The following is a 15,223-nucleotide window of genomic DNA, read 5'->3' as shown; positions in this document are numbered from 1 at the left end:
AGGAAGTCTGCGGGGTTGAGTCCTACCGGCTCAACTTCGATGTGTTCCACGATAGCCCCGGCATCCACGGCTGTCAAACCCAAGTTGATATGAATCGGCTCAACTTTCGCGACGGATGCCGGGAGTAACGTGACCTGCACGCGCGATGACGCGCCACCCGGTGTTCACCGAAGGGACATACCGTGACGAACATGTCACTGCCCGACCAGCCCGCCCCGCCGGCACCCCTCGCCCGCTCGACCGGTCGTGGCGCCGTGCTCGCGTGGGGGCTGTGGGACTGGGGATCGGCCTCGATCAACGCCGTCGCCACCTCGTTCGTGTTCACCGTGTACCTCACCGGCAGCGCCTTCGGTGACGCGGCGAGCACGTCGCAAGCCCTGTCGCTGGCCCTCACCCTCGCCGGCCTGGTGGTGCTCATCACGGCGCCCATCACAGGACAACGCTCGGACGCCTCGGCGCACCGCAAGCGGTGGCTCGCCATCAACACGGGCGTCGTCGTGCTCATGCTGGCGCTGATGATCTTCGTCCGCGAAGACACCGCCTACCTGTGGTTCGGGCTCACGCTGCTCGCGGTCGGCACCATCTTCTACGAGCTGGCGAGCGTGAACTACAACGCGATGCTCTCCCAGATCTCCACGCCGCGCACGGTGGGCAAGGTCTCCGGCTTCGGCTGGGGGATGGGCTACCTGGGGGGCATCGTGCTGCTGCTCGTGCTCTACTTCGGGCTCATCAAGCCCGACGTAGGACTGTTCGGCGTCACGGGGGCCGACGGCATGGCCGTGCGCGTGTCGATGCTCCTCGCCGCGATCTGGTTCGCTCTGTCGGCCCTCCCCCTGCTGTTCGCGGTGCCGGAGAACACGCCGTCCACGCCCGGCGCGGCGCGCATCGGCTTCTTCGCCTCCTACCGGGTGCTCTTCGGGACGGTCGCCTCGCTGTGGCGCGAGAGCCGTCCGACCGTCTGGTTCCTCCTCGCCAGCGCGATCTTCCGCGACGGACTCACGGGCGTCTTCACCTTCGTCGGAGTGCTGGCGACCGGCACATTCGGGCTCACCGCCGCGGACGTGCTCATCTTCGCCATCGCCGCCAACGTCGTGGCGGGCATCGTGACCATGGCGTCGGGCTTCTTCGACGACCGGTTCGGACCGAAACCGGTCATGATCGTCTCGCTCGTCGCGCTCGTGGTCGGCGGCATCCTGATCTTCGTGCTCCACGACGGAGGGCCTGCCGTGTTCTGGGGCCTCGGTCTCGCGATGGCGATGTTCGTCGGCCCCGCCCAGTCCGCGTCGCGTACGTTCCTGGCCCGCAGCATCCCCACCGGTCGCGAGGGAGAGGTGTTCGGCCTCTATGCGACGACCGGCCGCGCCGCCGTCTTCCTCGCCCCGATGATGTTCGGCGTCTTCGTCACGCTCGGAGGCGATCAGTACTGGGGCGTGCTCGGGCTCGTCGCCGTGCTGCTCGTGGGGCTGGCACTGCTGATCCCCGTGCGTCCGCCCGCCCGCTGATCACGCCGCCCGGTCGCTGAGCGAGCGCAGCGAGTCGAAACGCGGCTCCCGCGCCGATAGATGCCGAGCCGCGCTCAGTCGCGGCGCGGGCGCCGCTCGCCGCGGTCGACACGCTCGCCCCGTTCGGGACGCTTGGCGGAGCGCTGGAAGCGGTCGGGCTTGATCTCGATGAGGCGGCCGCTGATCCGCGTGCCCTCGAGCCGCTGGAGCGTGTCGCGGGGGAGGTCGGCGGGCAGCTCCACGAGCGAGAAGTCGGGACGGATCTGAATCGCGCCGAAGTCCTCGCGACGCAGGCCGCCCTCGTTCGCGAGCGCACCGACGATCTGGCGCGGCTCGACCTTGTGACGGCGCCCGACCTCGATGCGGTACGTGGCGGTGGGTCCGCCGCTGCGCTCACGCCGGGGCCGGTCGCCGCGGTCACCGCGGTCACCGTCACGGACGGGACGGTCGCCGCGGTCCGCGCGCTCGCGGCGCGGCTCGGGGGCGTCCGCATCCAGCAGCAGCGGGGTCTCACCCTGCGCGACGACGGCGAGCGCGGCGGCGACATCCGCCTCGGGCACGTCGTGGTGCGTGACGTAGTGGTTGATGATGTCGCGGAAGCGGTCGATGCGCTCGGTCTCGGCCAGCGCCGCCGTGATCGCGTCGTCGAAGCGGGTGAGGCGCGTCGCGTTGACGTCCTCGGCGCTCGGCAGCGACATCTCGGTGAGGGGCTGGCGCGTCGCCTTCTCGATGGAGGCGAGCATCCGGCGCTCGCGCGGCGTGACGAAGCTGATCGCGTCGCCCGAGCGGCCGGCGCGGCCGGTGCGGCCGATGCGGTGGACGTACGACTCGGTGTCGATGGGCAGATCGAAGTTGACGACGTGGCTGATCCGCTCGACGTCGAGACCGCGGGCGGCGACGTCGGTGGCGACGAGGATGTCGAGCTTGCCGTCCTTGAGCTGGTTGACGGTGCGCTCGCGCTGCACCTGCGCGACGTCGCCGTTGATGGCGGCCGCGGCGTATCCGCGCGCCCGCAGCTTCTCGGCGAGGGTCTCGGTCTCGTTCTTCGTGCGGGTGAAGACGATCATGCCCTCGAAGTTCTCGACCTCGAGGATGCGGGTGAGCGCGTCGACCTTCTGCGGGTACGACACGATCAGGTAGCGCTGGGTGATGTTGGTCGCGGTCGAGGTCTTCGCCTTGACGTTGATCTCTTCGGCATCCTTCAGATACGTGCCGGCGAGGCGACGGATCTGCGCGGGCATCGTCGCGGAGAACAGCGCGACCTGCTTGCCCGCGGGGGTGTCGGCGAGGATCGTCTCGACGTCCTCGGCGAAGCCCATCTTCAGCATCTCGTCGGCCTCGTCGAGCACGAGGAACCGCAGCTCGGAGAGGTCGAGGGTGCCCTTGTCGAGGTGGTCCATGATGCGACCGGGGGTGCCGACGACGATGTGCACGCCGCGGCGGAGCGCCGACAGCTGCTGCCCGTAGCCCTGGCCGCCGTAGACGGGCAGCACGTGCACGCCGCGGAGGTGACCGGCGTAGGACTCGAACGCCTCGCACACCTGCAGGGCGAGCTCGCGGGTCGGCGCGAGCACGAGCGCCTGCGGCGTCTTCTGCGACAGGTCGAGCTGCGAGAGGATCGGCAGCGCGAACGCGGCCGTCTTGCCGGTGCCGGTCTGCGCGGTGCCGAGCACGTCGCGGCCCGCGAGCAGCGGCGGGATCGTCGCGGCCTGGATGGCCGACGGCGTCTCGTAGCCGACGTCCTTCAGCGCCTTGAGCACCGCGGCGTCGAGGCCGAGGTCGGCGAATCCGGGCGCCGCCGGAGCCTCGGCGGAGTCGGCGATGCGGGTGTCGGGCGCGGGAGCGGCCTCGACGGGATCGGTGGAGCTGTCAGAGGCCATGTGACCACGGTAGTCGCCCGGCGCCGTCACCACCCCATCGAGCCGGGCACTCCCTTGAACGGCCCGACGACGTTCGCCGTCACCCACCCGCCGTAGAACCCTCCCGGCTGCGGGGTGACGACCTCCCCGTCGACGGTGCACGCGTCCATCGGGGCGGCGTAGACGGCCACCCGATCGCGCAGGATGCCGTAGCCCGCCGAGGGCTGCGGATAGTTCCAGGCCGCCCCCGGACGGGTGAGGCCGCCGCCCACCACGTCGAGGTAGCGGGCGGCACCCTTGAACTCGCAGAACGAGGAGCCTTCGGCATCCACCAGCGCACCCGGGGCGAAGTCGGCGATCGGCAGGTAGTAGACCGGCGGATGACTGGTCTCGAGCACGCGCACCGCGTCACGCGTGTCGGCGATCAGCTCACCGCCGAGGCGGATCGTCACCCGTGCCGCGACCGGCTCGACGCGGGGCGGGCGGGGGTAGTCCCACACCGACTCCTGCCCGGGAGCCGGCGTTTCGGGGAGAGGGCGGGGCATGCGCCCACTGTACGTGCGTCGGTGTTGACTGGACGCATGACCGTGATGCCGATGTTTCCTCTCGGGGCGGTGCTCTTCCCCCACACGCCCCTGCCGCTGCGGGTGCTCGAGCCGCGGTATCTGCAGCTGATGGGCGAGCTGCTCGACAGCGACGACCCGCAGTTCGGTGTCGTGCTGATCGAGCGCGGACACGAGACCGGCGGCGGCGATCAGCGGTCCGACATCGGCACGCTGGCGCGCCTGGTCAACGTCGCGGCCGGGGCGGACGCTCTGCAGGTGGTCGCCGTCGGCACCGACCGGTTCACCGTCGACGGGTGGCTCGACGACGCCCCCTACCCGCGGGCGGAGGTGTCCCGGCGGGATCCGCTGGTGTGGAACGACGCGCTGACACCGCTGCGCACCGAGGCCGAGGCGATCGTGCGGCGGGTGCTCGGCCGGTTCCCCGACGCGCCGTGGGGAGCGCACATCGAGCTGTCGTCCGACCCGGTGGCCGCGGTGTGGCAGATCGCCGCGATCGCCCCGCTGGTGGAGTACGACCAGCAGCGGCTCCTGCGGGCGACGACGATGGGCGGCCTGCTGCAGCAGATCATCGATCTGACGCTCGAGGTCGACGAGATCTGGCCCGCCGACGACTGACGACGGCGCTCAGCCTCGCGGCCAGGCGGCGGCGAGCTTCGTGAGCAGTCGGGCGAGGTCGGCGCGTTCGGTCTCGCTGAAGTCCGCGAGGGCGGCGGCGAGGTGCTCCCGGCGCCGTCCGCGGAACCCCGTCGCGACCCGCTCCCCCGTCGGCGTGAGCGCGATGCGCGTGCGACGGGCGTCGTCGGGATCGGCCTCGCGCCGCACCAGACCCATCTCGACGCTCTGCTGCACCAGCCGCGACGCCCGCGGCTGATCCACTCCGATGGCCTCGCCGAGCTCGCTCACGCTGAGCGGGTGGGATGCCGCGTGCAGCGCTTCGATCAACCGCAGCCGCGCCGGGCCGCCCATGCGGATCGCGGGGCCGCCCTCTCGGGCGCCGGGCCAGGACGGCGGCGTCCCGACGTCGTGATGACCGCCGTGGCGACCGCGTCCGCCCCTCATCCAGGGCGGGCCGCCCACTCCCTCCTCCGCGCCCGGGGGACGCCCGTGACGGTCACCGCCGCCGGGGCCCGGACCCCGCCCGCGCAGGCGGCCGAGGGCGGCATCGATGGCATCGAGGTCGGCGTCGGAGGGTGAGGAGTCGGCATCCGGCATACCTCGAATTTACATGTCTCTTGACATGTTCCGGCATTGCATGTCACACTGCATGTACATGCACATTGACATGCAAATGGATCGCACCCGCGATCCCTCACGAAAGGACCTCCCATGGAGAACCTCACAGACATCCCCGAAACCACCCCCGCCGTCCCCAACCAGCGCGCCTTCGCCCGCGAGGTGCGCAGGGTCGCTCGTGCCCTCCGGCAGGAGCGCGCCGCCGCGTTCACGGCGGACGACATCGGCCCGCGCGAGGCGCGACTGCTGCACCTGCTCGCCTCCGATCGCGCCGCCGACCTGCCGGAGCACCTGCCGCACGGCGGCAAGCGCCTTCGCCGACTGGCCGAGCGCGGCTGGGCGACCGAGACCGACGGCACCTGGACGCTGACCGAGGCCGGCCGCGCTGCCGCCCAGCGACTCACCCAGCACCTCACCCACCGCAGGGAGGAGATCGGAACCCGCCTCGCCGCGGCCGTGTCGGCCGACGAGCTCGCGTCCGCCACGACGACCCTCGAGGCCGTCGCCCGTGCGCTCGGCGCTCCGGACGGCGACGGCCCGGAGGGCCATCCCCGACACCGCCGCCACGGCTTCGGCCCCGGCGCGCACGGCTTCGGACCGGGCGCGCACGGCCGGGGCCGGGCTCATCACGGCGAGGGCTGCCGCGACCACGCACCGCGTCAGCGCGACGCGGAGAGCGCGTACGAGCGCGGCTTCGCCGCCGGTTTCAGCGAGGGCCGCACCGCCGCCGGCGCGTGAGCCCGTCCCGAACCGGCGCGCGCCCGTCCCGAACTCCTCCGATCGACGCCCTCACCGTCGCCGCAGCCCCGCGTCCACGCGGTTCCTGCGGCGGCACGGGACGCCATTGGAGGAGTCCGGGACCGGGACCGGGCGCCCCGCGCGTCAGCGCGGCGTGCGCCGCCACCAGGACGGCATCCGGACACCCTGCTCGTTGCCGCTCTCGACGTCGAGTCCGTAGTGCTCACCGACGTAGTCGACGAGCTGGGCACGCTCCGCCCGGTCGTAGACGCGCCGCTCCCGGCGGAAGGCGATGACGGTCGACCAGCACATGAGCAGCATGACCACGCTGAACGGCAGCGCGATCGTGATCGCCGCGGTCTGCAGCGCCGACAGCCCGCCGGCGAGGAGCAGCGCGATCGCGAGCGCCGCCGTGGCGAGCGTGAAGAACACCCGCACCCACCGCTTCGGCTCCGCGTCGCCGCCGGTCGCCAGCATCCCCATCACGAGCGCGCCGGAATCGGCGGAGGTGACGAAGAAGATGCCGATCAGCACGATCGCGCCGATCGTCAGCACCTGCCCGGCGGGCAGATGCGCGAACAGCTGGAACAGCGCGCCCTGCAGATCGACGCTGCCGTCCGGGAGCAGCATCGACCCGGGGGCGTTCAGCTCCTGGTAGAGCGCGGAGCCTCCGAGCACCGCGAACCAGATGATGCCCACGAGCGTCGGCACGATCAAGACACCCAGCACGAACTCCCGCACCGTGCGCCCCTTGCTCACGCGGGCGATGAAGATGCCGACGAACGGGGCCCACGAGATCCACCAGCCCCAGTAGAACGAGGTCCAGGCCGCCTGCCACTGCTCCCCCGCCTCGCCCTGGAACGCGCTGACGGTGAAGCTCAGCCCGACGAAGTTCTGCAGGTACGCCCCGATCGACTGCACCCATTCCCGCAGCAGGTATTCGGTGTGCCCGACGACGAGCACGAACACCAGCAGAAGCGCCGCCAGCACGAGGTTGAAGGTCGACAGCCACTTCATACCCTTGGCGACGCCCGACAGCACCGAGAACAGCACGAAGACGGTGATGACGCCGATGATGACCACCTGCATGAGGGTGTCGGGGGTGCCGAACCCGGCGCTGGAGAGGCCGGCGCCGATCTGCATGACGCCCAGGCCGAGCGAGGTGGCGACGCCGAACACGGTGCCGACCAGGGCGATCGTGTCAATCACGTTGCCCCAGGTGCCGCGCACGTGCCGTCCCAGCAGAGGCTCCAACGCCCAGCGGATCGAGATCGGCCGCCGACGGCGGTGGATGGCGTAGGCCAGCGCGACCCCGACGACGACGTAGATGGCCCACGCCTGCACGCCCCAGTGCAGGTAGGTCTGGATGAGTGCGCTCTGCGCGAGCTGTGCGTCGGTTCCGGTGACGCCCGGCCGGGGCGAGACGAAGTGGCTGAGCGGCTCGCTCACGCCGTAGAACACGAGCCCGATCCCCATGCCCGCCGCGAACAGCAGGGAGAACCAGGCGCCGACCGAGAACTCCGGCTCGTCGTCGTCCTTGCCGAGCTTGATGTCGCCGAAGCGGCTGAAGCCCAGCACCAGGGCGAAGGCGACGAAGAAGGCCGAGATCAGCACGTAGTACCAGCTGAACGTGCGGACGATCGTGGCCTGCACCGCGGCGAACGCGCTCTCGGCGGTCGCCGGGAACAGCACCGCGAAGGCGGTGACCAGGACGATGATCGCCGCCGCCGGCCAGAACACCCAGCGGGCGAGCGGGCGTGAGGCCAGCGGGTCGGCCGCCGGCGCCGCCGGGCTCGCCCCGCTCATGCGCCCCGCGCTCCGGCGTCGGTGGACCCGACATCCGTGCGGTGGAAGTTCTGGAACGACCGCGACGCCGTCGGACCGCGCTGGCCGTGGTAGCGGTTGAGGTACGGGCCGGTGCCGTAGGGGTTCTCCGCCGCGGACGACAGGCGGAAGAAGCAGAGCTGGCCGATCTTCATGCCGGGCCACAGCTTGATGGGCAGCGTCGCGACGTTCGACAGCTCCAGGGTGACGTGGCCCGAGAAGCCGGGATCGATGAACCCCGCCGTCGAGTGGGTCAGCAGCCCGAGGCGGCCGAGCGAGGACTTGCCCTCCAGCCGCGCGGCGATGTCGTCGGGCAGCGTCACCTGCTCGAACGTCGACCCGAGCACGAACTCGCCGGGGTGCAGGATGAACGGCTCGTCGGGCCGCACCTCGATGAGGTGTGTCAGATCGGGCTGGTCCTCGGCCGGGTCGATGAACGGGTACTTGTGGTTGTCGAACAGCCGGAAGTACCGGTCGAGCCGCACGTCGACGCTCGACGGCTGCACCATCGCGGGGTCCCAGGGCGCGAGCCCGACCCGTCCGGTGGAGATCTCGGTGCGGATGTCACGATCGCTGAGCAGCACGCCGCCAGCCTACTGGCCGTGTCCGGCGACCGCCGCCGGGTCAGCCGTCGACGGATGCCGCGACGGCCAGAGCGGACCGGGTCAGAAGCCCGGTGATCTCCTCCGCGGGGCGATCGGAGGCGATGGCGAGTTCGATGAGCACGTCCTCCGCGAACGCGACCCAGGCGCGGGCCGCCACCCGCAGCGTCGCCGAGTCGGCGTGGCCCAGTTCCCGGAAGACGTCGAGGATGCGGCGGGCGTTCTCGTCGCGTGCCTCGTCGACGAGCTCGCGCACGACGGGGTCGCCGCTGGCGACGCCCCGTACGAGCGAGTAGAAGGTCCCGGTGTGGGCGCGCACGAACGCGACGATGCGTGCGACGGTGTCGTCGAGGCGCTCGCGCGGCGGCAGCTCCTCGCGCGGCGCGGATGCCGCGATCAGCGCGTCCCGCGCCGTCGTCACCACCGCGGTGTGGAGTCCCTGACGCGAGCCGAAGTAGTGGAACACGAGCGCCCGGGAGACGTCCTCCCGCGCGGCGAGGGCCTCGATCGTGAGGTCGTCGAGCGGCTGGGAGACGAGGAAGGCGACCCCCGAGGCGATCAGCTGGGCACGACGATCCTCCCGCGACAGGCGTCGACGCTGGTCGGAGGACATGTCCCGACCCTACCGAGCCGCTCCCCGACACCGAGGGGCCGGGCCACGTCGCAGGGGTCGGTGAGAGTTCTCTCACACTCGGTCGGCCTTATTGACTGATTGTCAATTCCGGCGCACAGTCGATGATCGAGCGCGTCGGCAGCGGAGCCGGCGCCCACGGCATCCGGAGGATCGATGAGACTCTCGAACCCGACCCGCTCCCGCGCAGGGCGCATCACCCTCGCCACCGTCCCCGTCGTCCTGGCCTCGACGTTCCTGCTGGGCGGGGTCGCGCAGGGCGCCGTCCCCGTTTCGTTCGCCGTCTCCGGCAGCCAGTTCCAGATCAGCGCCTCCAAGCTCGAGGGCACCGGCTTCTCGCAGTACGCGGGGGTCACGCAGGACACCGCGGGCGGCTCGCACAACGTCGCGATCGCGAACATCGCGTCGGCCCAGCTCTACGACCTCTGCCAGTCGGTGATCTCCGACACCCCGCTCGGCAAGGTCGGCGTGCGGATCACCGCGGGCGGCGGCGGGAATCCCGCCTCGGCGACCGATCTGCAGATCGGCATGACCGACCTCAAGGGCGACTCGTCGTTCTCGAACATCCGCATCGGCGTGGACGCGTCCACGGTCAACACGGCGGCGAAGGGTTCCGTCGGCGATTTCGCTCAGGATGCCGACAGCGTCACCATCGACAACCTCCAGCAGATCTCCTGGAGCACGCAGGCCTCCGTGTTCACGCTGACCGGCATGTCGCTGACACTGACGGACGGATCGACCGGATGCTTCTGACACGTCGGGCGGCCCGGGCGCCGCGCTCCCCCGGTCGCGGTCGGAGCTGGCGGCGCGAACGGCCGCTGGTCGGCGGCATCCTGCTCATCCTCGGCGGCCTCGTGATGTTCGGATCGAGCCAGCTCGACTTCGGCCGGCTGCACATCCACCTCGGCATCGAGGGGTTGCAGGCCGTCGTGATCCCCCTGCTGCTGATCGTGCTCGGCGCCCTGGTCATCGCGACACCGGCGCACCGCATCCTCTACGGCGTCATCGCGCTGGCGACGAGCGTCTACTCGATCGTCGGCGTCAACCTCGGCGGCTTCCTCGTCGGGTTCCTGCTGTCGGCCGTCGGCGGCATCCTGGCCGTCTCGTGGATGCCGCGACCCGGCACCGACCCCGCCGCGGAGGCAGACGCGGACGCGGACAGGGAGCCCGAGGGGGCGATCGTCCCCGACGAGGCGGTCACGCGATGACCGGTCGTCCGCGCGCCCGCGGGGCGGCGGTCGCGGCGGCGCTGCTCGCGCTCACGCCCGCCGTCATGGGGGCCGCGATCGTGCCGGCGACGTCGGTCGCGGCGTCGACCCCGCATCCGGCGGAGTGGTGCATCCCGATCATCCTGCCGTGCCACGGCGCCTCCTCGCCGTCGCCGAGTCCGTCGCCGTCGTCGTCACCCACGGAGACAGCCCCCGCCGTCCCGGATCCCGGGACTCCTGCGCCCGCACCGCCTCCCGCCCCGTCTCCCGCTCCGTCGGAGGGGAGCACGCCCCCGGCGGTCGCGCCCGTCGCCGACGAAAACGGGCCGGTGTTCACGCAGCCGTCCGCACAGCTCGGGTCGACGTCGCTGTCGGTCAGCGGGCTGCGGGGGATCTCTGTCGTGACGGTCCCCCTCGCGGACGGCTCGCGGACCACCGCGCTCAAGCTCGAAGCCGACCGCATCACGATCTCGGGCTTCAGCCTGACCGTCCGCCACGAGACCGGCCCGATCCTGACGACGACCGCCGACACGATGACGCTCGAGGGCCACGTGGCCGTCTACCTCAACTCGCTGAGCGCGACGCTGCCCGGGGGCCGGCTGCTCACCCTGGGCGCCGACACCCCGCCGCCCGCCGAGGGCCTCGAGTCGATGTTCGGCGTGACCCTCGGTCTCGTCGGGTCGACGGCGGACTCCATCACCTACACGAACACGGTGCAGCACCTGTCGGAGTGACGGGCGGGCGGCGGCCTCCGGTCGGTTTGCTAAGCTGGCCGCGCACCTCCCGGTGCATGGGGCTGTAGTTCAATGGCAGAACTTCTGCTTCCCAAGCAGACAGCGCGGGTTCGATTCCCGTCAGCCCCTCCACTTTCTTGCGCGCAGCGCCTCTTGGTATCTTTCCCGCGGGTCGCGCACCGTGCGCGAGCGAGGAGCGCGGGAGCATGACGCAGGACGCCGCACCACCCCTTCGTTTCGGCCTCCGCCGGATGACGGCCCGCGATCCCGGTGAACGGCACCGCGCCGCGAGCCCCCTGGAGCTGTTCTTCGACCTCGTCTTCGTGGTCGCCGTGTCACTGTCGTCGCAGCAGCTGCACCACATGGAGTCGGAGGGCGCGCTGGGCGTCGCCGTCCTGAGCTACATCATGGTGTTCTTCACCGTCTGGTGGGCGTGGATGAACTTCACCTGGTTCGGCACGTCGTTCGCCGTCGACGACTGGCTGTACCGCGTGATGACGATCGTCCAGATGGCCGGCGTCCTGGTGCTGGCCAGTGGCAGCGCCGCCGCGATGGAGCACCAGGACTTCACGATCGTGACGCTCGGCTACGTGATCATGCGCCTCGCGATGGTCGGGCAGTGGCTGCGCGCGGCGGCATCCGTACCCGCGTACCGCCGCGTGTGCCTGAGGTACGCGGGCGGAATCGCCCTCGTGCAGGTCGCGTGGGTGCTGCGCCTGCTGCTGCCCCCGGGCGCCGGAACGATCGCGTTCTTCGCGCTCGTGCTCGCCGAGGCGCTCGTGCCCATCTGGGCCGAGCACCGCGACCACGCCCCGTGGAACGCGCATCACATCACCGAGCGCTACAGCCTGTTCACCCTGATCCTGCTCGGCGAGTCGATCCTCGCTTCGGCGGGCGCGATCATCGAGGCCGTGCAGAAGCAGGACCACCTCGCCGAGCTGGTCGTCGTGTCGGCGGCGGCGCTGGTCATCGCGGCGGGCATGTGGTGGGTGTACTTCTCCCGCGAGCACACCGGACACATCCGCACCCTCGCCTCCTCCCTCCGCTACGGGTACTTCCACTACGTCATCTTCGCCGCGGCGGGTGCCTTCTCGGCGGGCATCGAGATCGCCGTCGACGCCATCGGCGGCGAGGCCCACCTGTCCGACATCGCCGCGCACGCCACCCTCACCGTGCCCGTGGCGCTGTTCATCCTCGGGATCTGGGCACTCACGCTGCGGACCCGGTTGACGGCGGCCGGCAACACGCTCCTGCTGCTCGGGACGGCCGCCGTCGCCGCCGCGACGTTCGTCCCCTCGACGATCGGGATGCTGCTCACCGCCGCCGTCGGCACGGTCACCGCGGTCGTCGCCGTCGAGATCGGCCCGGCCCCTCGGGGCGCGACTCAGAGGCAGGTGTCGACGACGGTCTGATCGTCCAGCACCGCCACGATGCGCTCCGCGAGCGGCCAGTAGGGCGCGTAGTGCTGCGGATCGCGGTTGATCTGCACGCGATGCGCGACCTCGGTGGGTGCGGTCTCCGATCGCTCCGGCTCGGGCACGTCCTCGACCATCGCCCGGTAGAAGAGCGTGGCGGCGGTGTACGGGTCCAGCCGTTGCTCCCGGCTCCCCCAGCCGTCCTGCTGCTGGAACAGTCCGATCGAGGTCGTCCGGGAGCCGTCCGGATTGGTGACGCCGTCCGTCTCCCAGTCGCCGTAGTCGATGTTCTGCAGACTCGACTCCCCCAGCGCGGTCATCACGGCGATGGTCTGATCCCGCGCGGACAGGCCCGCATCGCGCCCGGCGGCCACGATGGTGCGCGCGTTGTCGAGCTGCTCCCGACCGAAGCCGTCCGCCTCGGCGCAGACGGCCGCGTGATGGATCGACCGCCCGATCGCCACGCCCGCGATCCCCAGACCCACGGCGAGCACGGCGGCCACGGCGAGCGCGATCGCGCGCCGGCGGCGCAGCTGACGGCGGCGTCGGGCGCTGACCGCCGGGCGGCGGCGGCCCGCGGCTCGGCGCGACGTCGACGGGCGGCTGCTCACCTGCGGCATCCTGCCACGCCCGGCTATCCGCCAGCCGAGCGGGGGCTGACATCGCCCCCCGTCACCGCTGTCACCCGACCGGTTCGACGGCCTCGTCCGCGCGCCGTCCGGCCGAGCGCACCGCGCCGATCGAGGCGGCGATCACCAGAGCGATGCCGACGGCCTCCAACCACGCGAGATGCTGACCGAGAAGCACCCATCCGGCGAGTGCGGCGACGGCGGGGGCGAGACTCATGAGCACGGCGAAGGCCGCGGCCGGAAGACGGCGCAGGGCGATGAGCTCGAAGGCGTAGGGCAGCGTCGACGACAAGAGCGCGACGGCGGCGCCCAGCCCGAGGATCTCGGGCCGGAGGAGCGCGGCGCCGGCATCCACGATCCCGAACGGGAGGGAGAGGACGGCGCCGACGGTCATCGCGATCGCCAGCCCGTCGAGACGAGGGAACGCGGCGCCCACCCGCGACGACGCGAGGATGTAGAGCGCCCAGCTCGCCGCCGCCCCGAGCGCGAACAGCACACCGTCGAGGCGGAGCCGATCCCATCCGCCGCCGGCGAGGGCGACGACGCCGGCGAACGCGAGCAGCGCCCAGATCCAGGCCGCCCTTCCGCGTCCGGCGATGATCGAGAGGGCGAGCGGGCCGAGCACCTCGATCGTCACGGTGACCCCCAGGGGGAGCCGCTCGAGCGCGAGATAGAACAGCCCGTTCATCATCACGAGCACGACGCCGAACACCACCACGTCGCGCCACGCGGCACCGTCGCGACCCCGCAGCCGGGGACGGGCGACGATCAGGAGGATCAGGGCCGAGAAGACCAGCCGCAGCATCACCATGCCGAGCGGGCCGACGTGCGGGAAGAGGGTGACCGCGATGGCCGCGCCGCCCTCCTGGAAGGCGAGCCCGGCGACGACGAGCGCAACGGCGGCCGGAGCCGCGGACGCCCCCGCGCGACCGCTGGTCACCGGCGGCGGATCACGGGATCGGGCAGACGGCGACCGCCGCGACCTGGGCGGCCATGTCCTCGGCGGTCCACGGGAGCCCCGCCTGCGGGGCCGTGCGCCCCGAGGCGGCGGGCGCCTTGGAGGCGATCGCGGCGAGCTCCCAGGCGAGGCTCCGCACGAGGTCGGCGGAGGCGCGGGAGTTGTTCAGCGTCACGACGACGCTCATCCCGGTGTTGCGGTCGGCGAAGGCCGCCGTGAGCGCGCCGGGAACCGCTCCGTACTGCCCGACGAGACTGCCCGCCTGGTAGACGCCGCCGCGCGCCGTGAACCACGACGGGCCGTCGGCGACCGCCGGCAGTGCGTTGTCGAAGCGGCCGGCGGCGTCGTAGGGGCGCAGCCCGAGGGCCAGCGCCTGGACGTAGCGGCTCAGATCCGCGAGATCCGTGATGACACCGGATGCCGTGAACCCCGCCGCCGGCGAGAGGTCCTCGATCGGCGTCGGAGCACTGCAGGCCGCGCTACCGTCTTCGGCGTTGCCCGTCCACAGCCCGGGCAGCTGCGCGGAGCCGGTGCTCGGGAAGGAGCTGTCCGACATGCCGTTCGGGCCGAAGACGTAGTGCTGGTAGAGCTGCGCGGAGCTCTTGCCCGACGCGCGCTCGAGCGCGAGACCGAGCAGCACGTAGCCGGTGTCGGAGTCGGCGAAGACCGTGCCGGGCTGGGCCGTCGAGCCTCGCGACATGCCGTAGCCGAGAAGCTCGCGGGGGTTCCACTGCCGGGCCGGCGTCGCGCGGGTACGCGTCTCGATCGACGGCCCGTACGACGCGAGTCCCGCCGTCGAGTCGCAGAGCTGGCCGAGTGTCACGCCCCCCTGGTCGCCGAGGCCCGCCACGTACTCGCCGGCCGTGTCGTCGAGGCTGACGACGCCGTCGTGCACCAGCCCGTAGAGCACATCGCAGGTCATCGACCGCGTGGTCGCTCCCGCGTGGAAGGTCATCGTGTCGCTGACGGCGGCGCCCTCGGGCGCGGTCGTGCCGACGCCCGCCTCCCACACGCCCGACCACGGCACCCGGACGCCCACGACGGCTCCCGACGCACCGGATGCGGCGAGGGCGCGCTCGACGGCCGTCTGCAGCTGTCCCTGCACGTCCGCGGGGATGGCGGCATCCACCTGATCGGGCAGCGGCAGCGAGACGGAATCGTCCGACGAGCACGCGGCCAGCGCGATCGCCAACGCGAGCGTGCCGGCTACAGCCGCGAGACGTCGCGATCGACGAAGACCCCGCATCCTCACCCCCTGATCAGTTCTTTCAGCGTAGAACACGATGCGCACCGGACCGGACGCCGTGACACTCCTGTGACGTTT

Annotated in this window: 17 protein-coding genes and 1 tRNA gene; 8 read left to right on the top strand and 10 right to left on the bottom strand. The window is 71.7% G+C overall.

The window, feature by feature from the left end; all coding sequences use genetic code 11:
- Positions 1 to 191: 191 nt before the first annotated feature.
- Positions 192 to 1,502 carry an MFS transporter gene (locus tag AC1Q49_RS03995; RefSeq protein ID WP_060959775.1) on the top strand — a complete coding sequence of 437 codons (1,311 nt, stop codon included), beginning with the start codon at positions 192 to 194 and terminating at the stop codon, positions 1,500 to 1,502.
- 74 nt (positions 1,503 to 1,576) lie between these two features.
- Here the strand turns inward: AC1Q49_RS03995 and AC1Q49_RS03990 are convergent, their stop codons facing one another.
- Both AC1Q49_RS03990 and AC1Q49_RS03985 read right to left on the bottom strand, forming a co-directional pair.
- Positions 1,577 to 3,382 (bottom strand): DEAD/DEAH box helicase, encoded by a 1,806-nt coding sequence (locus AC1Q49_RS03990; RefSeq protein WP_492491018.1) that lies wholly within the window; start codon positions 3,380 to 3,382, stop codon positions 1,577 to 1,579.
- A gap of 26 nt (positions 3,383 to 3,408) precedes the next feature.
- A complete protein-coding gene (locus tag AC1Q49_RS03985) occupies positions 3,409 to 3,906 on the bottom strand; it encodes a DUF427 domain-containing protein (RefSeq protein WP_060959732.1) in 498 nt (165 codons plus the stop codon).
- A 36-nt stretch (positions 3,907 to 3,942) separates the two neighbouring features.
- Here AC1Q49_RS03985 and AC1Q49_RS03980 point away from each other — a divergent pair, with 36 nt between their 5' ends.
- A complete protein-coding gene (locus AC1Q49_RS03980; protein ID WP_492491017.1) occupies positions 3,943 to 4,542 on the top strand; it encodes an LON peptidase substrate-binding domain-containing protein in 600 nt (199 codons plus the stop codon).
- Positions 4,543 to 4,551: 9 nt separating this feature from the next.
- Here the strand turns inward: AC1Q49_RS03980 and AC1Q49_RS03975 are convergent, their stop codons facing one another.
- A complete protein-coding gene (locus AC1Q49_RS03975) occupies positions 4,552 to 5,139 on the bottom strand; it encodes a MarR family winged helix-turn-helix transcriptional regulator (RefSeq protein WP_492491016.1) in 588 nt (195 codons plus the stop codon).
- Between the two features lie 114 nt (positions 5,140 to 5,253).
- Between AC1Q49_RS03975 and AC1Q49_RS03970 the strand changes: the two genes are divergently transcribed.
- The gene (locus AC1Q49_RS03970) at positions 5,254 to 5,898 is read left to right on the top strand and encodes a hypothetical protein (protein WP_492491015.1); all 645 of its coding nucleotides are present in this window, start codon (positions 5,254 to 5,256) and stop codon (positions 5,896 to 5,898) included.
- Positions 5,899 to 6,042: 144 nt separating this feature from the next.
- On the opposite strand, the gene AC1Q49_RS03965 is transcribed toward AC1Q49_RS03970, so the two are convergent.
- Genes AC1Q49_RS03965 through AC1Q49_RS03955 form a run of 3 tightly spaced genes read right to left on the bottom strand, consistent with a single transcriptional unit; the run spans position 6,043 to position 8,937 of the window.
- Positions 6,043 to 7,704: a BCCT family transporter gene (locus AC1Q49_RS03965; protein ID WP_492491014.1), complete on the bottom strand. Its 1,662-nt coding sequence runs from the start codon at positions 7,702 to 7,704 to the stop codon at positions 6,043 to 6,045.
- Entirely contained in the window at positions 7,701 to 8,306 is a 606-nt protein-coding gene (gene dcd / locus AC1Q49_RS03960) for a dCTP deaminase (RefSeq protein ID WP_061782197.1), read from the bottom strand. Before dcd ends, AC1Q49_RS03965 begins: the two co-directional genes overlap by 4 nt.
- A gap of 40 nt (positions 8,307 to 8,346) precedes the next feature.
- A complete protein-coding gene (locus AC1Q49_RS03955; protein WP_060959736.1) occupies positions 8,347 to 8,937 on the bottom strand; it encodes a TetR/AcrR family transcriptional regulator in 591 nt (196 codons plus the stop codon).
- Between the two features lie 174 nt (positions 8,938 to 9,111).
- Between AC1Q49_RS03955 and AC1Q49_RS03950 the strand changes: the two genes are divergently transcribed.
- Both AC1Q49_RS03950 and AC1Q49_RS03945 read left to right on the top strand, forming a co-directional pair.
- Entirely contained in the window at positions 9,112 to 9,708 is a 597-nt protein-coding gene (locus AC1Q49_RS03950; RefSeq protein WP_060959737.1) for a DUF6230 family protein, read from the top strand.
- Positions 9,699 to 10,163: a DUF6114 domain-containing protein gene (locus AC1Q49_RS03945; RefSeq protein WP_492491013.1), complete on the top strand. Its 465-nt coding sequence runs from the start codon at positions 9,699 to 9,701 to the stop codon at positions 10,161 to 10,163. The genes AC1Q49_RS03950 and AC1Q49_RS03945 overlap by 10 nt, the downstream gene beginning before the upstream one ends.
- On the opposite strand, the gene AC1Q49_RS03940 is transcribed toward AC1Q49_RS03945, so the two are convergent.
- Positions 10,153 to 10,365: a hypothetical protein gene (locus AC1Q49_RS03940; RefSeq protein ID WP_492491012.1), complete on the bottom strand. Its 213-nt coding sequence runs from the start codon at positions 10,363 to 10,365 to the stop codon at positions 10,153 to 10,155. The genes AC1Q49_RS03945 and AC1Q49_RS03940 overlap by 11 nt on opposite strands.
- A gap of 127 nt (positions 10,366 to 10,492) precedes the next feature.
- Here AC1Q49_RS03940 and AC1Q49_RS03935 point away from each other — a divergent pair, with 127 nt between their 5' ends.
- The 3 genes from AC1Q49_RS03935 (at position 10,493) to AC1Q49_RS03925 (ending at position 12,309) form a co-directional block, all read left to right on the top strand.
- The gene (locus tag AC1Q49_RS03935; protein WP_492491011.1) at positions 10,493 to 10,897 is read left to right on the top strand and encodes a hypothetical protein; all 405 of its coding nucleotides are present in this window, start codon (positions 10,493 to 10,495) and stop codon (positions 10,895 to 10,897) included.
- A gap of 58 nt (positions 10,898 to 10,955) precedes the next feature.
- Positions 10,956 to 11,029, top strand: a tRNA-Gly gene (locus tag AC1Q49_RS03930).
- A gap of 119 nt (positions 11,030 to 11,148) precedes the next feature.
- Positions 11,149 to 12,309, top strand: a complete 1,161-nt coding sequence (locus AC1Q49_RS03925) for a low temperature requirement protein A (RefSeq protein WP_492491056.1) — start codon at positions 11,149 to 11,151, stop codon at positions 12,307 to 12,309.
- Here the strand turns inward: AC1Q49_RS03925 and AC1Q49_RS03920 are convergent.
- The 3 genes from AC1Q49_RS03920 to AC1Q49_RS03910 form a co-directional block, all read right to left on the bottom strand.
- Entirely contained in the window at positions 12,282 to 12,923 is a 642-nt protein-coding gene (locus AC1Q49_RS03920) for a peptidase M23 (RefSeq protein ID WP_232783968.1), read from the bottom strand. The two genes, AC1Q49_RS03925 and AC1Q49_RS03920, sit on opposite strands and share 28 nt — an antisense overlap.
- Before the next feature lie 70 nt (positions 12,924 to 12,993).
- Entirely contained in the window at positions 12,994 to 13,881 is an 888-nt protein-coding gene (locus AC1Q49_RS03915; protein ID WP_492491009.1) for an EamA family transporter, read from the bottom strand.
- A 10-nt stretch (positions 13,882 to 13,891) separates the two neighbouring features.
- Positions 13,892 to 15,145 carry a serine hydrolase domain-containing protein gene (locus tag AC1Q49_RS03910; protein ID WP_101305348.1) on the bottom strand — a complete coding sequence of 418 codons (1,254 nt, stop codon included), beginning with the start codon at positions 15,143 to 15,145 and terminating at the stop codon, positions 13,892 to 13,894.
- Between the last annotated feature and the right edge of the window lie 78 nt (positions 15,146 to 15,223).

The organism is Microbacterium sp. MPR-TSA4 (assembly GCF_058792815.1).
This window is presented reverse-complemented; position numbering and strand designations above follow the sequence as displayed.

Excerpts from the sequence above, each read along its gene's own strand:
- AC1Q49_RS03995 (WP_060959775.1), top strand. The coding sequence starts at position 192 with ATGTCACTGCCCGACCAGCCCGCCCCGCCGGCACCCCTCGCCCGCTCG.
- AC1Q49_RS03990 (WP_492491018.1), bottom strand. The coding sequence starts at position 3,382 with ATGGCCTCTGACAGCTCCACCGATCCCGTCGAGGCCGCTCCCGCGCCC.
- AC1Q49_RS03985 (WP_060959732.1), bottom strand. The coding sequence starts at position 3,906 with ATGCCCCGCCCTCTCCCCGAAACGCCGGCTCCCGGGCAGGAGTCGGTG.
- AC1Q49_RS03980 (WP_492491017.1), top strand. The coding sequence starts at position 3,943 with ATGACCGTGATGCCGATGTTTCCTCTCGGGGCGGTGCTCTTCCCCCAC.
- AC1Q49_RS03975 (WP_492491016.1), bottom strand. The coding sequence starts at position 5,139 with ATGCCGGATGCCGACTCCTCACCCTCCGACGCCGACCTCGATGCCATC.
- AC1Q49_RS03970 (WP_492491015.1), top strand. The coding sequence starts at position 5,254 with ATGGAGAACCTCACAGACATCCCCGAAACCACCCCCGCCGTCCCCAAC.
- AC1Q49_RS03965 (WP_492491014.1), bottom strand. The coding sequence starts at position 7,704 with ATGAGCGGGGCGAGCCCGGCGGCGCCGGCGGCCGACCCGCTGGCCTCA.
- AC1Q49_RS03955 (WP_060959736.1), bottom strand. The coding sequence starts at position 8,937 with ATGTCCTCCGACCAGCGTCGACGCCTGTCGCGGGAGGATCGTCGTGCC.
- AC1Q49_RS03950 (WP_060959737.1), top strand. The coding sequence starts at position 9,112 with ATGAGACTCTCGAACCCGACCCGCTCCCGCGCAGGGCGCATCACCCTC.
- AC1Q49_RS03945 (WP_492491013.1), top strand. The coding sequence starts at position 9,699 with ATGCTTCTGACACGTCGGGCGGCCCGGGCGCCGCGCTCCCCCGGTCGC.
- AC1Q49_RS03925 (WP_492491056.1), top strand. The coding sequence starts at position 11,149 with ATGACGGCCCGCGATCCCGGTGAACGGCACCGCGCCGCGAGCCCCCTG.
- AC1Q49_RS03910 (WP_101305348.1), bottom strand. The coding sequence starts at position 15,145 with ATGCGGGGTCTTCGTCGATCGCGACGTCTCGCGGCTGTAGCCGGCACG.